22 protein-coding genes are annotated in these 21,200 nt (G+C 73.1%); 14 read left to right on the top strand and 8 right to left on the bottom strand.

Translation table 11 applies throughout. The features are described from left to right. Positions 1-4 precede the first annotated feature (4 nt). Complete coding sequence (locus ACPYO4_RS10740) at positions 5-757, bottom strand: IclR family transcriptional regulator (RefSeq protein WP_425709232.1); 753 nt, start codon at positions 755-757, stop codon at positions 5-7. Positions 758-876: 119 nt separating this feature from the next. On the opposite strand from ACPYO4_RS10740, the gene ACPYO4_RS10735 reads away from it, so the two are divergent. From ACPYO4_RS10735 to gcl, 5 genes are all read left to right on the top strand, one after another. Continuing rightward, positions 877-2,148 carry a DUF6986 family protein gene (locus ACPYO4_RS10735; RefSeq protein WP_425709231.1) on the top strand — a complete coding sequence of 424 codons (1,272 nt, stop codon included), beginning with the start codon at positions 877-879 and terminating at the stop codon, positions 2,146-2,148. Between the two features lie 11 nt (positions 2,149-2,159). Continuing rightward, positions 2,160-2,927, top strand: a complete 768-nt coding sequence (locus ACPYO4_RS10730; protein WP_425709230.1) for an IclR family transcriptional regulator — start codon at positions 2,160-2,162, stop codon at positions 2,925-2,927. 78 nt (positions 2,928-3,005) lie between these two features. After that, entirely contained in the window at positions 3,006-3,818 is an 813-nt protein-coding gene (locus tag ACPYO4_RS10725; protein ID WP_425709229.1) for a hydroxypyruvate isomerase family protein, read from the top strand. Between the two features lie 32 nt (positions 3,819-3,850). Then, positions 3,851-4,729 (top strand): 2-hydroxy-3-oxopropionate reductase, encoded by an 879-nt coding sequence (locus ACPYO4_RS10720; RefSeq protein WP_425709228.1) that lies wholly within the window; start codon positions 3,851-3,853, stop codon positions 4,727-4,729. Between the two features lie 25 nt (positions 4,730-4,754). After that, positions 4,755-6,530, top strand: coding sequence for a glyoxylate carboligase (gene gcl, locus ACPYO4_RS10715; protein ID WP_425709227.1), 1,776 nt, complete (start codon positions 4,755-4,757; stop codon positions 6,528-6,530). Between the two features lie 121 nt (positions 6,531-6,651). On the opposite strand, the gene ACPYO4_RS10710 is transcribed toward gcl, so the two are convergent. From ACPYO4_RS10710 to ACPYO4_RS10700, 3 genes are all read right to left on the bottom strand, one after another. Next, a complete protein-coding gene (locus ACPYO4_RS10710) occupies positions 6,652-7,944 on the bottom strand; it encodes a DDE-type integrase/transposase/recombinase (RefSeq protein ID WP_425709226.1) in 1,293 nt (430 codons plus the stop codon). A gap of 182 nt (positions 7,945-8,126) precedes the next feature. Further along, the gene (locus ACPYO4_RS10705) at positions 8,127-8,465 is read right to left on the bottom strand and encodes a DUF86 domain-containing protein (protein WP_425709225.1); all 339 of its coding nucleotides are present in this window, start codon (positions 8,463-8,465) and stop codon (positions 8,127-8,129) included. Continuing rightward, positions 8,462-8,905: a helix-turn-helix domain-containing protein gene (locus ACPYO4_RS10700; RefSeq protein ID WP_425709224.1), complete on the bottom strand. Its 444-nt coding sequence runs from the start codon at positions 8,903-8,905 to the stop codon at positions 8,462-8,464. The genes ACPYO4_RS10705 and ACPYO4_RS10700 overlap by 4 nt, the downstream gene beginning before the upstream one ends. Before the next feature lie 27 nt (positions 8,906-8,932). On the opposite strand from ACPYO4_RS10700, the gene ACPYO4_RS10695 reads away from it, so the two are divergent. Continuing rightward, the gene (locus ACPYO4_RS10695) at positions 8,933-9,085 is read left to right on the top strand and encodes a hypothetical protein (protein ID WP_425709223.1); all 153 of its coding nucleotides are present in this window, start codon (positions 8,933-8,935) and stop codon (positions 9,083-9,085) included. A gap of 74 nt (positions 9,086-9,159) precedes the next feature. On the opposite strand, the gene ACPYO4_RS10690 is transcribed toward ACPYO4_RS10695, so the two are convergent. Beyond that, entirely contained in the window at positions 9,160-9,330 is a 171-nt protein-coding gene (locus ACPYO4_RS10690; RefSeq protein WP_425709222.1) for a hypothetical protein, read from the bottom strand. Positions 9,331-9,616: 286 nt separating this feature from the next. On the opposite strand from ACPYO4_RS10690, the gene ACPYO4_RS10685 reads away from it, so the two are divergent. Then, the gene (locus tag ACPYO4_RS10685) at positions 9,617-10,702 is read left to right on the top strand and encodes an acyltransferase family protein (protein WP_425709221.1); all 1,086 of its coding nucleotides are present in this window, start codon (positions 9,617-9,619) and stop codon (positions 10,700-10,702) included. A gap of 135 nt (positions 10,703-10,837) precedes the next feature. Here the strand turns inward: ACPYO4_RS10685 and ACPYO4_RS10680 are convergent, their stop codons facing one another. Then, positions 10,838-11,818 (bottom strand): cupin domain-containing protein, encoded by a 981-nt coding sequence (locus ACPYO4_RS10680; RefSeq protein WP_425709220.1) that lies wholly within the window; start codon positions 11,816-11,818, stop codon positions 10,838-10,840. Positions 11,819-11,979: 161 nt separating this feature from the next. Between ACPYO4_RS10680 and ACPYO4_RS10675 the strand changes: the two genes are divergently transcribed. The 3 genes from ACPYO4_RS10675 (at position 11,980) to ACPYO4_RS10665 (ending at position 14,041) form a co-directional block, all read left to right on the top strand. Continuing rightward, a complete protein-coding gene (locus ACPYO4_RS10675; RefSeq protein WP_425709219.1) occupies positions 11,980-12,846 on the top strand; it encodes an NAD(P)H-binding protein in 867 nt (288 codons plus the stop codon). Beyond that, positions 12,843-13,319, top strand: coding sequence for a DUF1772 domain-containing protein (locus ACPYO4_RS10670; RefSeq protein WP_425709218.1), 477 nt, complete (start codon positions 12,843-12,845; stop codon positions 13,317-13,319). Before ACPYO4_RS10675 ends, ACPYO4_RS10670 begins: the two co-directional genes overlap by 4 nt. Positions 13,320-13,690: 371 nt before the next feature. Beyond that, on the top strand, positions 13,691-14,041 hold the full coding sequence (locus ACPYO4_RS10665; protein WP_425709217.1) for a hypothetical protein: 351 nt from the start codon (positions 13,691-13,693) through the stop codon (positions 14,039-14,041). 1 nt (position 14,042) lies between these two features. On the opposite strand, the gene ACPYO4_RS10660 is transcribed toward ACPYO4_RS10665, so the two are convergent. Further along, positions 14,043-14,420, bottom strand: a complete 378-nt coding sequence (locus tag ACPYO4_RS10660) for a hypothetical protein (protein ID WP_425709216.1) — start codon at positions 14,418-14,420, stop codon at positions 14,043-14,045. A 12-nt stretch (positions 14,421-14,432) separates the two neighbouring features. Beyond that, positions 14,433-15,497, bottom strand: a complete 1,065-nt coding sequence (gene wecB / locus ACPYO4_RS10655) for a non-hydrolyzing UDP-N-acetylglucosamine 2-epimerase (protein WP_425709215.1) — start codon at positions 15,495-15,497, stop codon at positions 14,433-14,435. Positions 15,498-15,529: 32 nt separating this feature from the next. Between wecB and ACPYO4_RS10650 the strand changes: the two genes are divergently transcribed. From ACPYO4_RS10650 to ACPYO4_RS10635, 4 genes are read left to right on the top strand one after another with little or no spacing between them, the layout of a single operon-like run. Further along, positions 15,530-16,639, top strand: coding sequence for a glycosyltransferase (locus ACPYO4_RS10650; RefSeq protein ID WP_425709214.1), 1,110 nt, complete (start codon positions 15,530-15,532; stop codon positions 16,637-16,639). After that, positions 16,636-17,775: a glycosyltransferase gene (locus ACPYO4_RS10645; RefSeq protein WP_425709213.1), complete on the top strand. Its 1,140-nt coding sequence runs from the start codon at positions 16,636-16,638 to the stop codon at positions 17,773-17,775. The genes ACPYO4_RS10650 and ACPYO4_RS10645 overlap by 4 nt, the downstream gene beginning before the upstream one ends. A 56-nt stretch (positions 17,776-17,831) precedes the next feature. Continuing rightward, positions 17,832-19,127 (top strand): nucleotide sugar dehydrogenase, encoded by a 1,296-nt coding sequence (locus tag ACPYO4_RS10640; RefSeq protein WP_425709212.1) that lies wholly within the window; start codon positions 17,832-17,834, stop codon positions 19,125-19,127. After that, positions 19,128-21,158, top strand: a complete 2,031-nt coding sequence (locus tag ACPYO4_RS10635) for a DUF6541 family protein (protein ID WP_425709211.1) — start codon at positions 19,128-19,130, stop codon at positions 21,156-21,158. Positions 21,159-21,200 lie beyond the last annotated feature (42 nt).

The raw sequence follows: 21,200 nt of genomic DNA, 5'->3' as shown, positions 1-21,200 counted from the left end.
TCCGTCAGGCCGACGGGAGCAGGTCGGTGGCGATCGCCGCGGCGACCTCGTGCAGGATCGGTACCGCCCGGCGGCCGAAGTCGTCGGTCACCCGGGGTGCCGGACCCGAGACGGACAGCGCGGTCGGCGTCGGTGCCCCTGGTACGGAGACGGCGTAGCAGCGCACGCCGGCCTCCTGCTCCTCGTCGTCGATCGAGTAGCCGCGGTCGCGGATCGTGTCGAGCTCGACGAGCAGATCCTCGAGCGACTCGATCGAGCGTTCCGTGTGCGAGGGCATGCCCACGCGGCCGACGATCTCGCGCACCGTCACCTCGGGGAGCTCCGAGAGGACCATCTTCCCCACGCCCGTGCAGTGGCAGTACACGCGGCGGCCCACCTCCGTGAACGTCCGCATCGAGCGCGAGGAGGCCGCCTGGGCGACGTACACGGCCATGTCCCGATCGATCATCGCGAGGTTGGCGCTCTCGCCGAGCTCGCGCGCCACCCGCTCGAGGTGGGGGCGGGCGCCGACGCCGAACTGCCGGCCTGCGCTCTCGCCGAGCCGGATGAGGCGCGGGCCCAGCGTGTAGCGCCGCGAGGCCAGCTGCCGGGCGTACCCACGGTCGACCATCGTGCGCAGGATGCGGTGGATGGTGGGCAGGGGCAGCTCGGAGGCCTCGGCGAGCTCGCTCAGCGCCGCGTCACCCCCCAGGTCCGTGAGGAGCTCGAGGAGGTCGATCGCGCGGTCCACGGACTGGACGCCGGAGCTGGAGGCCATCATCTCTTCCTGGTCTGTGAGGGTGCTGCCGAGGACGGGCCGGGGCTGCCGCACCGCCCGTCGACCTCTCCATACTTCCATATGACGGAACTCACCGTCCGAACGATCGGAGTGCAACCATGACCAGCTCGAGCCCCTCCCTGGCGCCGGAGACCCTCGCCGAGGTCGACGCGATGCTCGACGGAGCCGACGAGCGCCTCGAGGCGGACTACCCGGGCGACGACGGCACGCGCCAGCCGGTGCACACCGTGTACGTGCCGGCGCACCGGTTTCGCGCCGGGCTCGCGCACGAGTGGGGCGGCCAGGCGCTCGAGGTGATCGAGCGCGGAGGCGGGACGGCAGAGCTGCTCGCCGCCGTCGGCGTGCCCGACGAGCTGCGCGAGAGCGTCGGCGCCCTGGTGACGGACAAGCTGGCCACCGAGCCGGTCGAGGACCTGCGCATCGACCTCGAGGACGGGTACGGGGATCACGGCGACGCCGAGGACGACGACGCGCTCGCGGCCGCCCGCGCGGTGCGCGCCGAGATCGACGCCGGGACGTCCACCCCGTTCGTCGGCATCCGCTTCAAGTGCCTCGAGCGCGCGACGAGGGCGCGCGGCGTGCGCACCCTCGATCTCGTGGTCGGCGAGCTCGCGTCGTCCGGCCCGCTCCCGGACGGGTTCGTCCTCACGCTGCCGAAGGTCACGTCGGTCGAGCAGGTCGAGGCGATGGTGGTGCTGTGCGAGCGGCTCGAGGCGGTCCACGGCCTGCCCGCCGGCCGCCTGCGGTTCGAGATCCAGGTCGAGACGCCGCAGGCGGTCCTCGGCGCGGACGGCACGGCGCTGGTGGCGCGGATGATCCACGCCGGCGCGCCGCGCGTGACCGGGCTGCACTATGGGACGTACGACTACTCCGCCTCGCTCGGCATCGCCGCCCGCTACCAGTCGATGGAGCACCCGGCGGCGGACCACGCGAAGGCGGTCATGCAGCTGGCCGCGGCCGGCACCGGCGTGCGGCTCTCGGACGGCTCGACCAACGTCCTGCCCGTCGGCGACGCGGACCAGGTGCGCGCGGCGTGGTCCCTGCACGGCCGTCTCGTGCGCCGCTCGCTCGAGCGCGGCTACCACCAGGGCTGGGACATGCACCCCGGGCACCTGCCGGGACGGTTCGCCGTGACCTACGCCTACTACCGCGAGGGATTCCTGTCCGCGGCGCAGCGCCTGCGCGCCTACCTCTCGAAGGAGGAGGGCGCCGTGATGGACGAGCCCGCGACGGCGCGCGCGCTGGCGTGGTTCCTCGCCCGCGGCCTCGACTGCGGCGCGATATCGGCCGCCGAGGTCGAGGGGTCCGTCGGCGCCGGCGTGGGCGAGGTCGACGCGCTCGCCGGCCGCCCGCCGGGCCGGCGGAACTGAGGCGGCGCGGCATGACGACCCGGAGCGGCGGGGTGCAGTCCGTCGAGCGCGCCTTCCACGTGCTGGAGCTCATCGCGGCGGCGGGCGGCGAGGCGACGATCAGCGAGCTCTCGGCCGCCGCCGACCTGCCGCTCCCGACGATCCACCGGTTCCTGCGCACCATGGTCGGGCTCGGCTACGTGCGCCAGTCGCCGGACCGCCGGTACACGCTCGGTGCCCGGCTGGTCCCGCTCGGCGAGGCGGCGAACCGGCGGCTCGGCGCGGTCGGGCGGCCGGTGCTCCAACGGATCGCGGAGGAGCTGGGGGAGAGCGCGAACATGGCCACGCTCGACGGCCAGACGATCGTGTACGTCGGCCAGGTGCAGTCCACCCGGTCGATGCGGATGTTCACCGAGGTCGGGCGCCGCGCGCTCGCCCACGCGACCGGGGTCGGGAAGGCGATCCTGGCGACGATGCCGGACGACGAGGTCGAGCGCGTGGTCGGCCGGCAGATCGACCGGCCGACGGAACGGGCGTCCGCGACGCTCGAGGAGCTCGTCGAGCGCCTCGACGTGGTGCGGGCGCAGGGCTACTCCGTCGACGACGAGGAGCAGGAGATCGGCGTGCGCTGCTACGCCGTGGCCGTGCCGGGGGACCACGTGCGCTGCGGCATCTCGGTCTCGGGTCCCACCTCCCGGGTCGACGACGCCTTCGGGCGGCGGGCCGTGCCGCTGCTCCACGACGCGGCCGAGCAGCTAGCGCGCGCGCTGAGCCCCGAGCTCACCGGAGCCGTGCACTGACGGTTGACCACCCTCGGGCGCCCTGCTAGCGTTTTCGACATCAGGAAGTAAACATCCACAAAGCGGAAAAGGAACCTGATGGCCGACGACGTCCTGTACACCGTCAACTGCTCGATCCTGCTCACCGACCTGCCGCTCCTCGAGCGTCCGGCCGCCGCGCGGGCCGCCGGCTTCACCGGCGTCGAGCTGTGGTGGCCGTTCCCCACCTCGACCCCCGACCAGGCCGAGGTCGACGAGCTCGTCCGCGCGCTCGCCGACGCCGGCGTGCAGCTCACGGGCCTCAACTTCAACGCCGGCGACATGCCCGGCGGCGACCGTGGCCTGATCTCCTGGCCCGCGCGCTCGGACGAGCTGCGCGCGAACCTCGACGTCGTCACCACGATCGGCGAGCGCACCGGCTGCCGCGCCTTCAACGCGCTGTACGGCAACCGGGTCGATGGCGAGGACCCGGCGGCCCAGGACGACCTCGGCGCCGAGAACCTCGCCCTGGCCGCCCGGGCCGTCGACCGCATCGGCGGCACCGTCCTCCTCGAGCCCGTCTCCGGCGCGGACGCCTACCCGCTGAAGACGTCCGCCGACGTCGTGGGCGTCCTCGACCGGGTGCGCGACGAGCACGGCGCGACCAACCTCGGCCTCCTCCTCGACGTGTACCACCTGGCCGTCAACGGGGCCGACGTGGACGCCGAGATCGCCCGGTACGCGGACCGCGTCGCCCACGTCCAGATCGCCGACGCCCCCGGGCGCGGCGCCCCCGGCAGCGGCGAGCTGCCGATCACGCGCTGGATCGACGACATCCGCGCCACCGGCTACGCCGGCCCGGTCGGGCTGGAGTACAAGACCTCCGACGCCGACCCGTTCGCCTGGCTCCCGCGCGAGCAGCGCTCCGCCTGACCACCCACCACCTCCGACAAGGGGAGAGACCAATGAGCACCATCGCCTTCATCGGCCTCGGCATCATGGGCAGCCCGATGGCCGTCCACCTGCAGAACGCCGGGCACGACGTGCGGGGCTACAACCGCACCCCCGACAAGACCGCCCCCCTCGTCGAGGCCGGCGGCACCGCCGCCTCCTCGGTGGCAGAGGCCGTGACCGGCGCCGACGTCGTCGCCGTCATGGTCCCGGACTCGCCCGACGTGACGGACGTCCTCACCGGCGAGGACGGCGTGTACGCCAACGCCGCGCAGGGCACTCTCGTCATCGACTTCTCCTCGATCCGCCCCGACGTCACCGTCGAGCTCGCCGAGGCGGCCCGCGAGAAGGGCATCCGCCTCCTCGACGCCCCGGTGTCCGGCGGCGAGGCCGGCGCGAAGAACGCGGCGCTGTCGATCATGGTGGGCGGTGCGGACGAGGACTTCGCCGCCGCCAAGGAGGTCTTCGACGTCGTGGGCAAGACGATCGTCCACGTCGGACCGTCCGGTTCCGGCCAGACCGTCAAGGCGGCCAACCAGCTCATCGTCGCCGGCAACATCGCGCTGCTGGCCGAGGCCGTCGTCTTCCTCGAGGCCTACGGCGTCGACACGACGGCCGCGATCGAGGTGCTGGGCGGCGGGCTCGCCGGCTCGGCCGTGCTCGACCAGAAGGCGCAGAAGATCCTCGACCGCTCCTTCGATCCCGGCTTCCGGATCGACCTGCACCACAAGGACCTGGGCATCTTCACGTCCGCCGCGCGCGAGGAGGGCGTCGTCGCCCCCGTCGGCGCGCTCGTCGGCCAGCTCATGGCCGCCGCCCGGGCCGCCGGGGACGGCCAGCTCGACCACTCCGGCCTCTTCCAGACCATCGCCCGCCTGTCCGGGCGCGAGTGACCCACCGAACCACAAGGAGAACGTCATGCCTCGAATGAGAGCGGTCGACGCCGCGGTGGCCATCCTCGAGAAGGAGAACGCCACCCAGGCCTTCGGCCTCCCGGGCGCCGCCATCAACCCGCTGTACGACGCCATGCGCAAGCACGGCGGCATCCACCACGTCCTGGCCCGCCACGTCGAGGGCGCCTCGCACATGGCCGACGGCTACACCCGCGCCGAGCGCGGCAACATCGGCGTCTGCATCGGCACCTCCGGCCCGGCCGGCACCGACATGATCACCGGCCTGTACGCCGCGTGGGCCGACTCGGTGCCGATCCTGTGCCTCACCGGCCAGGCGCCCGTCGCGAAGCTCGACAAGGAGGACTTCCAGGCGGTCGACATCGCCTCGATCGCCGCACCGGTGACGAAGATGGCGAAGACCGTCCTCGAGGCCGCACAGGTCCCCGGCGTGTTCGCCAAGGCGTTCCAGCTCATGCGCTCCGGTCGTCCGGGCCCGGTGCTCATCGACCTCCCGCTCGACGTCCAGCTCGCCGAGATCGAGTTCGACCCGGACACCTACGAGCCGCTGCCCGTGCAGCAGCCCGCCGCCACCCACCGCCAGGTGGCCAAGGCGCTGGACATGCTGCAGGCCGCCGAGCGGCCGCTCGTGGTCGCGGGCGGGGGCATCGTCAACGCCGGCGCCGAGGCGGAGCTCGTCGATCTCGCCGAGACGCTGAACATCCCGGTCGTCTCCACCCTCATGGGGTGGGGCGCCATCGCGGACGACCACCCGCTGTCCGCGGGCATGGCGGGCATCCAGACCTCGCACCGCTACGCCAACGCGACCTTCCTCGAGTCCGACTTCGTCCTCGGGGTCGGCAACCGGTGGGCCAACCGGCACACCGGCGGCCTCGAGGTCTACCGCCGCGGTCGCACGTTCGTCCACGTCGACATCGAGCCGACGCAGATCGGCCGCGTCTTCGCGCCCGACTACGGCATCACGTCCGACGCCGGGGCCTTCCTGCGCAGCGCGGTCGAGATCGCCAAGGAGCGCAGGGCCGCCGGCTCGCTGCCGGACTACGCGGCGTGGGTCGCCGACACGCAGCAGCGCAAGGGCTCCCTCCAGCGCAAGACGAACTTCCCGGAGACGCCCATCAAGCCGCAGCGCGTGTACCAGGAGATGAACCGGGCGTTCGACCGGGACACCGTCTACGTGTCGACGATCGGCCTGTCGCAGATCGCCGGCGCCCAGTTCCTCCACACCTACGCCTCGCGGCACTGGATCAATGCCGGCCAGGCCGGCCCACTCGGCTGGACTGGCCCCGCCGCCCTCGGCGTCGCCGCCGCCCGCCCGACGACGAAGGTCGTCGCGCTGTCGGGCGACTACGACTTCCAGTTCATGCTCGAGGAGCTCGCGGTGGGCGCGCAGCACCACCTGCCGTACGTCCACGTGGTCGTCAACAACGCCTACCTGGGGCTCATCCGCCAGTCGCAGCGCGCGTTCGACATGGACTACCACGTGTCCCTGGCCTTCGAGAACATCAACTCCGCCGAGGTGGCGGAGTACGGCGTCGACCACGTCAAGGTGGCCGAGGGCCTGGGCTGCAAGGCACTCCGGGTGACGGACCCGGACGACCTCGAGCAGGCGTTCGTCAAGGCGCAGGGGATGGCCGAGGAGTCGCAGGTGCCGGTGGTCGTCGAGGTCATCCTCGAGCGCGTCACCAACATCTCCATGGGGGCCGAGCTCGACGGCGTCAACGAGTTCGAGGAGCTCTCGCTGTCGGCCACGGACTCGCCCACGGCGACCGCCCTGCTCGACTGACGTCCACCCTGCCTGCCGGCTCCGGCCCGGCGGGTGAGGGCCGATCATCCTGGCGAGCGAGCGGCAATCTGTCTCTATGTCGAGACTGTGATGTCTCAGGACTTCGGTGACGGTTCTTGTCTCAGGACTTCGGTGACAGTTGGTGTCTCAGGACTTCGGTGACAGTTGGTGTCTCGGGACTTCGGTGACGGTTGGGCTGGGTGGCGAGGAATCCGCGGGGTTTGCCGTTGCCGACGTACCGGGTCCTAGGAGCGGGCCGGGGGTAGGTCTGGATGCTTTCGCCGGTGTCCTCGAAGCACTCCACGGTCTTGACGTCCCAGACGATGTGCACGGTCTGTCCGGCGCGGTGCTTGCCGACTTGGAACTGGGTGCCGATGACTTGGACGTTGCCCGCAGCGGTGACCTGTCGGGTGGCCGTTCCTGTCGCGTTGCGTAGCGGTGGGGGCTCGGGCAGCGAGACCTCGGGCGGTTCGGGCTCGGGTGCTTTCGCGGTGGCCTGCCAGGCACGCTCGGGGGTGATCCGTCCCTGCAGTGCCTGGTTGGGGCGCTCGGTGTTGTAGCGCTCCTCGAACTCATCGAGCAGTTCCTGCAGCGCGGGCAGGCCGACAGCGAGCTCTTGTTTGTCCAACCACTTCGCGGCGGTCTGGTGGTGTCGTTCGCTCTTACCGGCTGTGGTCGGTCGACCGGGTCGGCTGGCGATGGCATTGACGCCGAGCCCGTGGAGGTAGTCCACGAGCTGGCCACGGACCTTACGGCGGGTCGGGTTCAGCGCGAGACCGTTGTCGGTCAGGAACCGCTGGGGCACGCCGTGTCTGCTGATCGCGGTACGGACCACGGCCAGCACGTCGGTGGAGTTCTCCGAGGGGGCGGCCCTCGAGGCCAGGATCTTGCGGGAGTGGTCATCGATGACCTGCAAGATCGTGGCCTGGTCTCCGTAGGCCAACGGGTACTCAAAACCATCGAGCTGCCACATCGCGTTCGGTGCTGGGTAGACGAACCGGCGAGACGCTGCGCGGGGACGTTTACGCGGCTCGGGCTCCACCGCCCCGGCAGCGAGGAAGATCCGGGCCAGCGTCGCCCTGGACGGGGCCGTGAGGCCAAGCTCGATCATCTTGTCCATCACGCTGATCGGCCCGTAGTCCCAGCCCTCCGCTTCCAGATCACGTCGCACGTTCAGCGCCTGTTCAATGACCTCTGCGGACGTCGTAGCAGGCGAGCGATGGGGCCGGCGCGAGCGCGGCTTCCACGCCGCGACCGGGCCTTCCTTGGCCGCTCGGGAACGGATCGCGTAGAACGATTTCCGACTGATCCCGTGGCGCTGACAGAACTCCGTGACCGCGCCCCGCGGCGCCTTCGTCGGCCACTGCGTGATGGCGTACCGCACCGTGCTGCTGATCTCCTGGTTCTGACCCATCGGCCCATCCCGGCACCCGAAGTGTCACCACCAAGTCCAGACATACCGTCACCGATGTCCTGAGACACAAACGTCACCGATGTCTGGAGACTTCACAGTCTCTATGTCGAGACCGATTGCCGCTCTCTCGTCGTCGGGCGGCGCGCCGACCGACCGGAGACGGATGTGTGGTCCGTCGATCGTCAGCCGACGTCGAGCGACCGGATGTATCTGTTGATGGTCGGCAGATCGACGACGAGCGTGTCCCAGACCGCTCCGTAGTCGGTGCCCTCATAGTGATGCGCCAATCGGTCCCGCATCCGCTTGATGTGTGACCACGGCACCTCTGGATGCCGGTCAGCGGTGTCGGTACTCAGGCGCGCGACGTTCTCGCCGATCTTGATGATCAGCGACTCCGCCGCCAGGCCCGGGACGTTGTCAGGGTCGGTGCGGTACCACTCGTGGCCGCGCACCACGAGATTGGCGCCGACGCCGCACAGGCGGACGATCTCCCTCAGCGCCCTGGCGTCCCGTTCGTTCATACCGCGACAGCCGTCGCCAGAATCTCGTGGTCCGCACGCAGACCGCCGTCCGTGACCACGTCGACCTCGACACCGAGAAGCTCGCTCGCCTCTGATGCGAATGCCGTGATCGTGAGCAGTCCCGTGCCCGGCGTCCGCGTGACCAGGATGTCCAGGTCGCTACCCGGGCTGTCGGCCCGGCGTGCGGCGGAGCCGAAGACGCGGACGTTGCTGAGGCCGTACCGAGCGGCGAGGCTCAACAGTCCCGTGCGGTGCGCGGCGAGCGCGTCGCGTGGCAGGGGCCGCACTGCCGCTCGCAGTCGGTCCAGCATCGCTGTCGAGATCTTGCGCCTTCCGGCCTCGTAGGCGGCAATGTTCGGTTGGGCCACCCCGGACCGGTGCGCCAGCTCGACCTGACTGAGGCCGGCAGCCTCACGAAGCTCTCGCACCGAGTTCGCCATGACCCGACTATATCGTGCGATATACCCATGGCGATGCCTCATGGTCAGCGCGCCGCTCTCTCGTCGTCACATCTGGTAGAGACCGAGCCCGCGCCGACCCAGCTCCTCGGCGAGGACGCGGACGACGATGCCGAGACGCTCGGCGGAGTGGTCGACGAGGACCACCACCGGCGGGCGTGACGGACCGAGCCCGTCACCGCGCGGTTTGCGAGGTGCTGCCCCTGGCGCCCGGACCGGCCCAGGTTGCTGAGGAGTCAGATGCCGGCGACCTCGACGACGTCGGCGCCGTGCTTGACCGGGAGGGCGCCCACGCGCACACCCCTGATCTCCTCCCAGGGGATGTCGATCCCGCCCGGACCGGTCACGCCGGCGGTGGACCGTACGGCTGCGGCCCGGGTGCGGGCGCGACGCCGGGTACGGCTCACGGGGCCCGTGTCGTTCGTGCGCGGGGCCCGGCGTGCGAGGACGGGGCGGGGATCATGGCGCTGCGGTCCTCACGGGCGGCGTGCGGGCGGACGGATGCCACGATCGTCGCGGATCGCGATCGTCCGCGGCACCGTCCGGACGGGGAGTTCTCGCCCGAGTACGGCACGGGGCGCGCCGTCGGACCTCGGCTAGTCTCGACCCGATGCGAAGTGCTGTCCGGAGCCCGTGGGCGATCCTCAGCCCCCACCAGGGGCGGTCCAGGGACCAGCGCACCGTGGTCGCCGCGTGAGCGGGGGCGTCGGGACAGCCGGCCGGGTCGCGTGGATCGACGCCTCGCGGGGCTTCCTCGTCATCCTCGTCGTCGTCGGCCACGCGCTGATGTTCTTGGGCCGCGCCGACATGCCGGTCACCGAGATCGCGCCCTCGGTGCGCGTGGCGCAGCTCATCCGCATCCCCGCCCTGTTCTTCCTCTCCGGGGCGCTCTTCAGCCACGCCGCCGCGCGTCCGTGGCGGACGGTGATCGGCACCCGCATCGTTCCCATGGTGTGGATCCTCGGCGTCTGGCTGCTCGTCGAGGTCGTCCTGGCATCCTGGCGCGTCGGGATCGACCAGGCCATGCCGGCGGGACCGGCGCGGTGGTTGCTCGCCCAGGTGATGATCCCGGAGGACTACCTGTGGTTCATCTGGGGCCTCGCCGTCATGACCGTGGTGGCGCGACTCCTGCGCTCCCACCCCGTCCTCATCGTCGCCGTGGCGGCCGCGATGCTGCTCACCCCCGTCTACCCGGAGCTCGGCGGGCAGACGGAGAAGTTCTTCTCCTACGCGCCCTTCTACCTCCTCGGCTTCCTCGTCGCCCCCGCCCTGCGGGTCCGGCAGCGATGGCTGGTCGGGGCGGGCGCGATCTCGGCTCTGATCTTCGTCCCCCTTGCGCTCGCCCGCACCGAGCGGGGACTCGTGCTGACGACCGACCGTCTCGACGAGCACCTGCTGACGTTCCTCGGCCTCCCCGCGGTCGCGCTCCTGGGCATCGTCCTCACCCGCCTCCCCGGGGCCCGCATGTGGAACTGGCTGGGGCGGCGCACGCTGGCGATCTATGTCGCCCACATGCCCCTGCTCGTCCTGGCGCGGTGGAAGGTGGTCGGGACGGCGCGGCGCTACGCCGAGCCCTACGACCACGCCGACCTCCTCTTCCTCGTCCTCCTCGTGATCGTGGTGGTCGCCCTGTGCGCGCTGCTCCACGTCGTGTGCGACAGGCTGCCGTTCGACGGGATCCTGGCCGAGCCGCGGTGGCTGCGCCGCCTGGTGCGCGGTGACGGGGGCAGCGGGGGTCCGACCGGTCGACTCGCGTCGTCGCGGCAGGCCCGGACGTGACGCGTGCCAACCCGCCTGACCCGGGCGAGGCCAAGGCCGAGCGATCCGAGCGGAGCGCTCGCGACAGACCTGGCTCTTCCGCCGGCTGATGCAGAGGGCACGCCTGGGTCGGTCAGGACGAGGATCCTCTGCCGGTCAGGACGAGGACGCTCGCGCGGCGGTCCGGACCGAGCCCGGCGTCTGCCCGACCGTGCGGACGAACGCCCGGCTGAACGCCGCGTCGGACCGGTAGCCGAGCTCCGCCGCGACCTGCGAGGCCGTCGCCGTGCCCGAGGCCAGGCGCTCCTGGGCGATCCGCATCCGCCACCGCGTGACGTAGCCGTTCGGGGTCTCGCCCACGAGCTCGGCGAACCGTGCGGCGAACGTCGACCGGGACATCGTCGCCGTGCGTGCGAGCCGCTCCACGCTCCAGTGGCCGCCGGGCTCGGCGTGGACCGCGTCGAGGGCTCGCCCGATCCGTTCGTCCTGCAGCGCGGTGAGCCAGCCGTCGCGGGCGGCGTCGTCGCGTGCGAGCCAGTCCCGGATCACCTGGACCACGAGGATGTCGGCGAGCCGGGTCGCCACGGCCTCGCCGCCCGGGCGCGGGTGGGTGAGCTCGTCGACCATGAGGCGCAGCGTGTCGCGGATTGCCGACCCGATCGGTGAGGCGTCCCCCTCGGTGACGAGGACGGCCGGCAGCCGTCGGGCGAGCTCGCGCGCGGCGGGCTCGTCGAAGGCGACGATCCCGCAGACCAGCTGCGTGCGCGCGCCGCCCCCGCCGTGCTCGAGGACCGAGTAGTGCTCGCCGAGCCAGCGCTGCGGGAGTTCCTCGACGGCCCGCGGCGTGCCGGCGCCACGCGTGCCGTCCGCGCCGTCGACCCCGGCCACCACGTGCCCCCGGCCGTGCGGGACGAGCGCCAGGTCCCCGGCCGCGAGCTCGACCGTCTCGCCGCTCTCGACCTCGAGCCGGCACGCCCCCGAGGTGACCACGTGGAAGCTGAGCGAGTCGGGGACCGTCGGCATCCGTAGCGCCCAGGGTGCGGTCAGGTCGGAGCGCGTGTAGAGCAGGCCGCGCATCCGCAGCGTCTGGAGAGCGCGCGCCAGCCGGTCATGCGTCTCCCAGGGCCGCGTCGTCATGGTGTCGATCCTTGCGCATTCCGCCTGGGGCCGTGGGCGGATCCGGACGATCGGGCAAGGAAACGGGCGGAACTGGGCTGGGAACGCCATATGTCGGCCCCTAGCGTCGAGGTCGCCGTCCCGGGAGCGCCGGGGCGCCGACCACCACGAGGGAGCACGCCATGTATGTCATCGCCGGAGCCACCGGACACGTCGGAGGAGCGGCCGCGCACCGCCTGCTCGAGGCGGGGGAGGAGGTGCGGGTGCTCGTCCGCCGAGAGCCCGATGCTGCGCGCTGGCGCGCCGCGGGGGCCGAGGCCCGGCTCGTCGACCTCGCGGAGCGCGCCGGCCTGACCGACGCCCTGCGCGGCGCGGACGCGATGTTCGTCCTCCTGCCGTTCGACCTGGGGGCCGACGACCTCGACCGACACGCCGACGCGTTCGTCCGCTCGATCGCCGGTGCCGTCACCGACGCCGACGTGCCCCGCGTCGTCATGCTCTCCTCCGGCGTCGCCGACCTCTGCTCGGGGACCGGGCCGATCGCCGGGCTGCACCGCCTGGAGGAGGCACTGCGCGGGGCGACGATCCTCACGGCGATGCGATCCGGGCACTTCCAGGAGAAGGTCGCCGACGTCCTCGGGGTCGCCCGCGCCGAGGGGGTGTACCCCGTTCTCGCGTGCTCGGCGGACGTGCCCGTGCCGATGGGGGCGACGTCTGACGTCGGGGCGGTCGCCGCCGACCTCCTGCGGGTGCCGATCGGGGCGAGCGAGGTGGTCGACGTGCTCGGGCCCGAGGTCACCGAGCGGGAGGTCGCCGCTGAGCTGGGTCGAGTCCTCGGGCGCGACCTGCACGTCGCCGTCGTGCCCGAGTCCGCCTGGGCGGACACCCTCGAGGGCGCCGGGTTCGCACCGCACGTGGCACGTAGCCTCGCCGAGCTCTACAGGGCCGACGCGGCAGGTCTGCTCGCGCCGCGCGGCGACCGCACGGTCCGGGTGACGACTCCGGTCGGGGCGACGATCGACGCGCTCGTCGGGGTGGCCGTCCCGTGAGCGCCGGCTCCGCCGCGCTCGCCGCCGCCACGGTGGGCAACGGGTTGACGGCCGGCCTGTTCCTCGGGTTCACCTGCGCGGTGATGCCGGGCCTGGCCCGGGTCGACGACGCCGGGTTCGTCGCCGCGATGCGCTCGATCAACCGGGCGATCCAGAACCCGTTGTTCGGACTTGTGCTCGTCGGCACGCCGCTCGCGACCGTGGCGGCCACCGTTGCGCGCCCCGCGTCGCCCTGGCTCCTCGCGGGCCTGGTGGCGACGGCGGCGACGCTGGCGATCACCCTCGCGCGCAACGTGCCCCTCAACGTCGCGCTCGACCGGGCGTCCGGGGGCGGCCCCGCGCAACTCACCGCCGCGCGTGCCGCGTTCGAGCGGCCGTGGCGGCGGTGGAACGCGCTGCGGACGCTCACCGGTACGGCGGCGACGGCGTTGCTCGCCGTCGCGGTCGGCGCGGGGGCCGCGTCGTCGGGCTAGGCGACCAGGGGGTGTCGCCGACCGGACCGGCAGGTGTGGAGGCCGCGGTGGAGGTCACGACTCCGTCACATCATCCCTGATCGCTGGCACCCCCCCGTGGGGGGATACGTTCGACTTGTCCCTGCGCACGACCCTCCCGCGAGGAGCGCCGACGGGCGGTACGTCCGACGGTGCATCAGACCGGCAGAGCGTCGAGCAGGGGCGATGACTGTGCACATCGACGTGCAGGGTGCGGCGGACCGAGGTGAGGAGCGACTGCCACGACGACGTCGAGCGAGGACCGGACCATCGACCATGCCGAGCCGGAGGGGTCACGCTCCCTCGGCCACCGAGATCGACGGTTCCCGGCCGGACTGGCCGTCGGGGCCCTCGTGGGCCTGGTCGGTGGTCTCGCCGGTGGGTGGTTCGCGTTCGCCGGGGAGGGGTCGGACGCGCCGGGGGAGACCGGGGCGAGCGCGGAGGTCGACGCACGACGAGCGTGCGAGATCGTCGACACCCTTCCGGAGAGCTTCGACGCGGAACAGCACTTCTCCGGCGGTCCTGCAGCGCTCTTCCGGTTCGAGGCCATGTCGTCGCTCGCTCAGGCCGCGGGCTCGGACGACGACCGGTACGCCGAGCTGGCGAGCGCCGCCGAAGAGTCCTCGAACGCGGCGATCATCGGCGACTGGCAGACGGTCGACGACTCGGTCGTGGCCTACCGGGAGGCCTGCAGCACTCTGTAGATCAGGCGTCCGGGTAGTGCGGGTTCGCGCCGCGCTCGCGCTCGTCCTCCTCGAGCCCCCGGATCTGCCTGCCGAGCATGTTCCACATGTACGCGGCCACGCCGAGGCCGAGGACGCCGACCGCGACGACCACCCACTGCGTCGGCGGTTCGAAGAACAGCAGGCCGACCAGGACGATGGCGAGGTCGGTGACCGCCATCGTCGACACGACGACGAGACGCGAGCGCCTGCGGGCCTCGAGCGACGGACCCGCGCCGGGCCTGGCGCCAGGCACGGCTCCGGGACGTGCACCGGCACCGGGTGGTGCGGCTGCGGGCGTCTCGCGGTGGACGGGCGCGTCGGGGCCCCAGTTGTCGAGCGGGTCGTTCCCGGTGGTCATGGCGGTCTCCTGTCAGCGGGGCGCGGTCAGCGCGTCGAGCACGCGAGCGGCGGCATCGCCGTCGCCGTACGGGGTGGCGTCCGTGTCCGCCGGGCGGGGGCGGGTCGCGGCGGCGAGCAGGGCGTCGCCCGGCTCGACGAGCACGTTCCAGCCGAGCTCGACGGTCTCGACCCACTCGGTCTCGGTCCGCACCGTGGTGCACGGGGTGCGCAGGAGGAATGCCTCCTTCTGCAGCCCGCCGGAGTCGGTGACCACGCCGCGCGCCCGGTCGGCCACGGCCACGAGGTCGCGGTACCCGAGCGGGGTGCGCGTGCGCAGCGACCCGACGGACAGGTCGATGCCGGCAGCCTCGGCCTTCGCCACCAGGCGCGGGTGCGCGAGCAGCAGGACCGGCGCGTCGAGACCGGCGAGCGACGCCACGATCGCCCGCAGCCGCTCGGGGTCGTCGGTGGACTCCGCGCGGTGGATCGTCGCCAGGTAGAAGCCGCCGTCGTCGAGCCCCTCCTCGGCCAGGGCCGCGGGCCGGGCGTCGCCGACGGCGGCGCGCGTCGCGAGCAGCACGTCGGTCATCACGTCGCCGACCACCACGGTCCGCTCCGCCAGGCCCTCGCCGGCCAGGTGGCCGGCGGCCACCTGGGTCGGCGCGAGCAGGAGGTCGGCCGCGTGGTCGGTGAGCACGCGGTTGATCTCCTCGGGCATGCGCCGGTTGAACGAGCGCAGCCCCGCCTCGAGGTGGGCGATCGGCACGTGCAGCTTCGCGGCCGAGACGGCGCCGGCGAGCGTGGAGTTCGTGTCGCCGTAGACGAGGACCCAGTCGGGGCGGTGCTCGGTGAGGACCTCGTCCATCGCGGCGAGCATCGCTCCGGTCTGCTGACCGTGGCTGCCTGACCCGACCCCGAGGTGGACGTCCGGCGCCGGGATCTCCAGCTCGGAGAAGAAGACGTCGGACAGCAGCGGGTCGTAGTGCTGGCCCGTGTGCGCGATGACGTGCTCGACCCCGCGGCGTGCGCACTCGTGCGCGATCGGGGCGAGCTTGACGAACTGGGGGCGGGCACCGACGACGGAGAGGATCTTCACGGTTACCGAGCGTAGCCGGGTAGTTTCGAGTCATGCGCGTCGTCGTGGTCACCACCTGGTTCCCCACCTCCCTTGCCCCGAGCTCGGGGTCGTTCGTCGTGCGCGACGCGCACGCGATGGCCTCGCGCGGCGACACGGTCGACGTCGTCCACCTCGTGCCCGCGCACCAGGACGACGGCACCCGGCACGTGCGCCACGAGGGCCTCAAGGTGCTGCGGCTGCCGATGACCCCCTCGCGCCCCGACCAGATCGCCCAGGTCGCGGCCGCGCTGCCGTCCGTCCTCGACGGCGCCGACGTCGTCCACACCACCGCGATCTCCGCGCTCCTGCCGTTCTCGGTCGGCCGCCCGCGCGCGCCCTGGGTCCACACCGAGCACTACTCCGGCCTCACCAGCCCGGAGAACCTCGGGCTCGGCACCCGCGCCGTGCTCCCGCTCGTGCGCAGCCTTCTGGGCAGGCCCGACGTCGTCACCGCCGTCTGCGACTTCCTCGCCCGCCCGATCCGCGCCGTGCGGGGCGAGGCACCCACCGTCGTCGTGCCCTGCATCGTGCCGCCGCTCGCCGACGTGCCCGGTCGGCCCGCACCGGACGGCGAGCTGCGGCTGGTCAGCGTCGGCGGGCTCGTCGAGCGCAAGGACCCCCTGCTCGCCGTCGACGTCGTCGCCGAGCTCGGCCGGCGTGGGCACCCCGCGCACCTCACGCTCGTCGGCGACGGTCCGCTGACCGGAGCGGTCCGCGACCGCGCCGACGAGGTCGGCGTGGCCGAGCGGATCCACCTCACCGGCACCCTCGACCGGGACGGCGTGCTCGAGCAGCTCGCCGCCGCCGACCTGTTCCTCGGCCCGACCCGCGGGGACAACTTCTTCGTCTCCTGCGCCGAGGCCCTCGTCGCGGGCCGCCCCGTCGTGGTCGGCTCGACCGGCGGGCAGGGGGAGTACATCGACCCGCGCGTAGGGGCGCTGGTGGACCGCCAGGAGGCGGGCGCCTACGCGGACGCGGTCCTCGATGTCCACGACCGCACGGCCGACCTCACGGCGGCCGAGGTCGCCGCGACGATCGGGGAGCGGTTCTCCGTGCCCACCGTCGCGGCGGGCTACGCGGGCGCGCACGCCCTCGCGGCGGACGTCCGCGCCGGCCGATGAGCACGGGCGGCCCGATGACCTCCGAGCTGCCCGGCGCCGGCCGGACGATGGTCTTCCACGCGCCCTACCCGCTCGGCGAGGGGTCGACGTCGGGCTCCGGCATCCGTCCGGTGCGCATGCTCGGTGCGTTCCGCGAGCTGGGGTACGACGTGATCGAGGTGACCGGGCACGGCAAGGAGCGCGCGGCCGCCGTGCGCGATCTCGCCCGGCGGCTCAGGGGCGGGCTGCGGGTCGACCTCGCCTACGGCGAGTCCTCGACGATGCCGACCGTGCTGACCGAGCCGCACCACCTGCCGACCCACCCCGTCGTCGACCTGCGGCTCGCCCGGCTGCTGCGGCGCCACGGCGTGCCGACGAGCGTGTTCTACCGGGACATCTACTGGCGCTACCCCGAGTACACGGAGCGCGTACACCCGGTCGTCGCGGCCGGGACCCGCACGCTCTACCACGCCGAGCTGCGCGCCTACCGCCGGCTGCTCGACAGGGTCTACGTGCCCTCGCGGGAGATCGCCGAGCACGTCCCGCACCTGCGCCCCGAGCAGATGGCGCCGCTGCCGCCGGGCGGCGCGATCCGCGACGTCCCGCGCACCGACGGCCCGCTGACGATCCTCTACGTCGGCAACGTCACCTCCTACTACCGGATGCACGAGCTGCTCCGCGCGGTGCGGGACACCGACGGCGTCCACCTCCTGCTGTGCACGCCGCAGGACTCCTGGGACGCGGCCCGCAGCGAGTACGCCGACCTGCTCGGCGACCGGGTCGAGGTCGTCCACGAGCGCGGCGACGGGCTCCTGCCGCTGTTCGGCCGGGCGGACCTGTGCTCGATCGTCGTCGAGCCGTCCGAGTACCGGGACTTCGCCGCCCCGGTCAAGCTCTACGAGTACATCGGCCACGGCAAGCCGGTGCTCGCCACCACGGGCACGCTCGCCGGCCGCACGGTCCGCGGCGGCGACCTGGGCTGGACGGCGGACTACGACGCCGAGGATCTCGCGCGGGTGCTCGCCCGCCTGCGCGACCACCGCGGTGAGGTCGACGCCGTCGCCGCGCACGTCCGCGAGGCCCGCCACGAGCACACGTGGGCCGCCCGGGCCCGCACGGTCGCCACCGACCTCGCGGGGCTCGACCGGCGGGGCTGACCCCGCGCGAGGCGCCTACCATGGGAGCCTCGCCGCACCGACTCGAGAGGACCCTCATGCGCATCGCCGTCGTCGCCCTGGGAAAGATCGGGCTGCCGCTCGCCGTGCAGTTCGCCGACGCGGGGCACGAGGTGATCGGCGTCGACATCAGCTCCACCACCGTCGACGCGGTCAACGCCGCGCGCGAGCCCTTCCCGGGCGAGGCCCACCTCCAGGACAAGCTCACCGAGCTCGTCCCGGCCGGCCGCCTGAGGGCCACCACCGACTACGCCGAGGCGATCCCCGGCGCCGACGCGATCGTGCTCGTCGTCCCGCTGTTCGTCGACGACGCCACGTGGGAGCCCGACTTCGACTGGATGGACGCCGCGACGCGCTCGCTGGCCGAGCACCTCACCCCCGGCACGCTCATCTCCTACGAGACCACGCTCCCGGTCGGCACCACCCGCAACCGGTGGAAGCCGCTCATCGAGGAGATCTCCGGCCTCACCGAGGGCACCGACTTCCACCTCGTGTTCAGCCCCGAGCGCGTGCTCACCGGCCGCGTGTTCGAGGACCTGCGCCGCTACCCCAAGCTCGTCGGCGGCCTGAGCGAGGAGGGCACGCGCCGCGCCATCGAGTTCTACGAGGCCGTCCTCACCTTCGACGAGCGTCCCGACCTCGCGCGTCCCAACGGCGTGTGGGACATGGGCGGGGCGGAGGCCGCCGAGATGGCCAAGCTCGCGGAGACGACCTACCGCGACGTCAACATCGGCCTGGCCAACCAGTTCGCCCGCTACGCCGACACGGTCGGCATCGACGTCATGACGGTCATCGAGGCGTGCAACTCCCAGCCGTTCAGCCACATCCACCGCCCGGGCATCGCCGTCGGCGGCCACTGCATCCCCGTCTACCCCCGCCTGTACCTGTCGACCGACGCCGACGCCACCATCGTGCGCACCGCCCGCCAACTCAACGCCTCGATGCCCGCCTACGTCGTAGGTCGCCTGGAGTCCATGCTCGGCGACCTCACGGGCCGCCGCGTCGCCGTCCTCGGCGCGAGCTACCGCGGCGGCGTGAAGGAGACCGCGTTCTCCGGCGTCTTCGAGACCGTCACCGAGCTGCGCGCCCGCGGCGCCGAGGTGGGCGTCCACGACCCGATGTACACCGACGAGGAGCTGGCCGGCTTCGGCTGGACCCCCTTCCACCTGGGCGAGGCCGTCGACGCCGCCGTCGTCCAGGCGGACCACGCCGAGTACAAGGAGCTGACCCCGGCGGACCTGCCGGGCGTGCGGATCCTCGCCGACGGCCGCAACGTCACCGACCCCGCGCTGTGGGCCGGGACCCCTCGCGTGACGGTGGGCGGCGGGCAGTAGTTGGACCCCAGCGGAGCCACGCTGGGAGGGATCGCCGGGACCTCGGCGCTCGCGCTCCTCGCTCTGCTCGGCCCCGGCCTCGCGATCGGCCACGCGTGGCTGGGGCTGCGCCGACTCACGCTCCTCGCCGCGGCGCTGCCGCTGACGGCGGGGGTCGTCGGCGTGCTCACGCTGCTCGTGCCCCCGCTCGGTCTGCCGTGGACGGCGACGACCGCGGTCGTCCTGCTCGCCGTCACGATCGCCGCCGTCGCCTCGGGCGTGCGACGACGACGCCGCAGGACCTCGGCAGTGCCGCGCGGGGCGGCCGACCCCGATCCGGACCTCGGCCGAGGGGACCGCCTCGTCACCGGCCTCGCGCTCGTCGGCGCACTCGTCGTCCTGCTGGCGGTGGTGTCCTCCGGGCTCGGCGGACTCGGCATCGGGCAGCCGATCGAGCACCGCGACGCGATCTTCCACTACTCCGCGACCGCCCTGGTCGCCTCCGGGGACGGCAGCCCGTTCCCGCTGGGCGGCCTGGACGCGCTCTTCCCCGGCGAGAGCGGCGTCTACTACCCCTCGCTGTGGCACGGCCTCGTGGCGCTGCCGGCTCTCGCGTCCGACCCCGTGGTCGCGTCCCACGTCGTCGTGCTCGTCGTCGCCTGGTCGTTCCTCCTGGGTGTCGCCGCCCTCGCCAGGGCCGCCGCTCCGCGCGTGCCCTACGCCGCCGGCCTCGCCGTCGTCGTCGCATCCGCGTCCGTCGCCTTCCCCTACTACTCCATGCACTTCCACGGCCAGTGGCCATGGGCACTGTCGTTGGTCCTCACGCTGCCGGCCCTCGTCCTGGGCCTGCGCTGCGCGGACCGCCCACGCGACGCGCGCGCCTGGGTGGCGTTCGGCGTGGCCGGGCTCGGCGCCACGCTCGCCCACGGCTCGGCGCCGGCCGTCGTCGTCGTGGGCGCCACCGCGTGGGGCATGGCGCTGCTCGCCCGCGGGATCGGTCGCGGACCCGCCCCGCACCGGGTCGGCTCCGGCCTCGCCGTGGTCGCGCTCCCGCTGCTCGTCGCCGCGCTCGCCTGGATCGCGGTGACCACCGTGCCGCTCCTGTCCTCGATGGGCGACTTCGAGCGGATCTCGCTCGACCAGCGCGGCGAGGTGACCCAGACCCTGCAGTACGCGGTCCCGGTGCCGCCGCTGACCGGGGTCCAGGACCCGGCCTGGGTGCTCACGGCGCTGGCCGCCCTCGGCCTGCTCGTCCTCGTGCAGCACGTGCGGGGCCGGTGGATCGTCGCGACGGCGGTGCTCCTGCTCGTCCTGCGGGTCCTCGCCGCCGGCCCCGACGGGCCGCTGCGCGACCTCACGGCGCTCTGGTACAAGGACTACGACCGGCTCGAGGCCCTCCTCGTCGCTCCGATGGCGGTGCTCGCCGGCGCCGGCGGGGCCGGCCTCGTCGCGATCGTCCGGCGGCTCGTCGCCAGGGGGTCGGACGGCCCCGGTGCGGGTGGGCACGGGTCGGCATGGCCGCAGAGCGAGGTGACCGCCCCGGCCGTCGCGGCCCTGTCCCTGACCGCGGTCACCGCCGCCGTCGTGCTCGGGACGGGGGGCCTGCACGCGCCGGTGTCCGCCGAGACCGTGCGTCAGGGGCCACGCCAGGCGGTCCCGGACCGGCCGTACTCGATGGGCGTGGGGGAGGCCGCGTGGCTCCGGTCGCTCGCCGGCGAGCTGCCCGAGGGGGCCCGGGTGCTCGGCGCACCCGCGAGCGGCGCCGTCCTCGCCCCCGCGCTCGCCGGCTGGGACGTCGTGCCCCGGCCGCTGTACCCGGTGGCCGGGGACCCGGCCGACGAGCTCCTGTACGACCTCGAGCGGCTGGGGGAGGACCCGGGCGTCTGCGAACGGGTCGCCGAGCTCGGCGTCACCCACGTCTACCTCGACACCCCGGGCCACATGCTCCTGGGCTGGAGCTACCCGGACCCGCTCAGCCTGCCCGACGGAACGCTGCGCACGGTCGCCGCCCACGAGGACGCCCGGCTCATGGAGATCGCCGCCTGCGAGTGATCCCCGGACGGCGGGCGGTGTGATCAAGGCGACCGGACCCCG

This window comes from Georgenia sp. Z1491 (assembly GCF_049856175.1).
Lineage (GTDB): Bacteria > Actinomycetota > Actinomycetes > Actinomycetales > Actinomycetaceae > JB111.
This window is presented reverse-complemented; position numbering and strand designations above follow the sequence as displayed.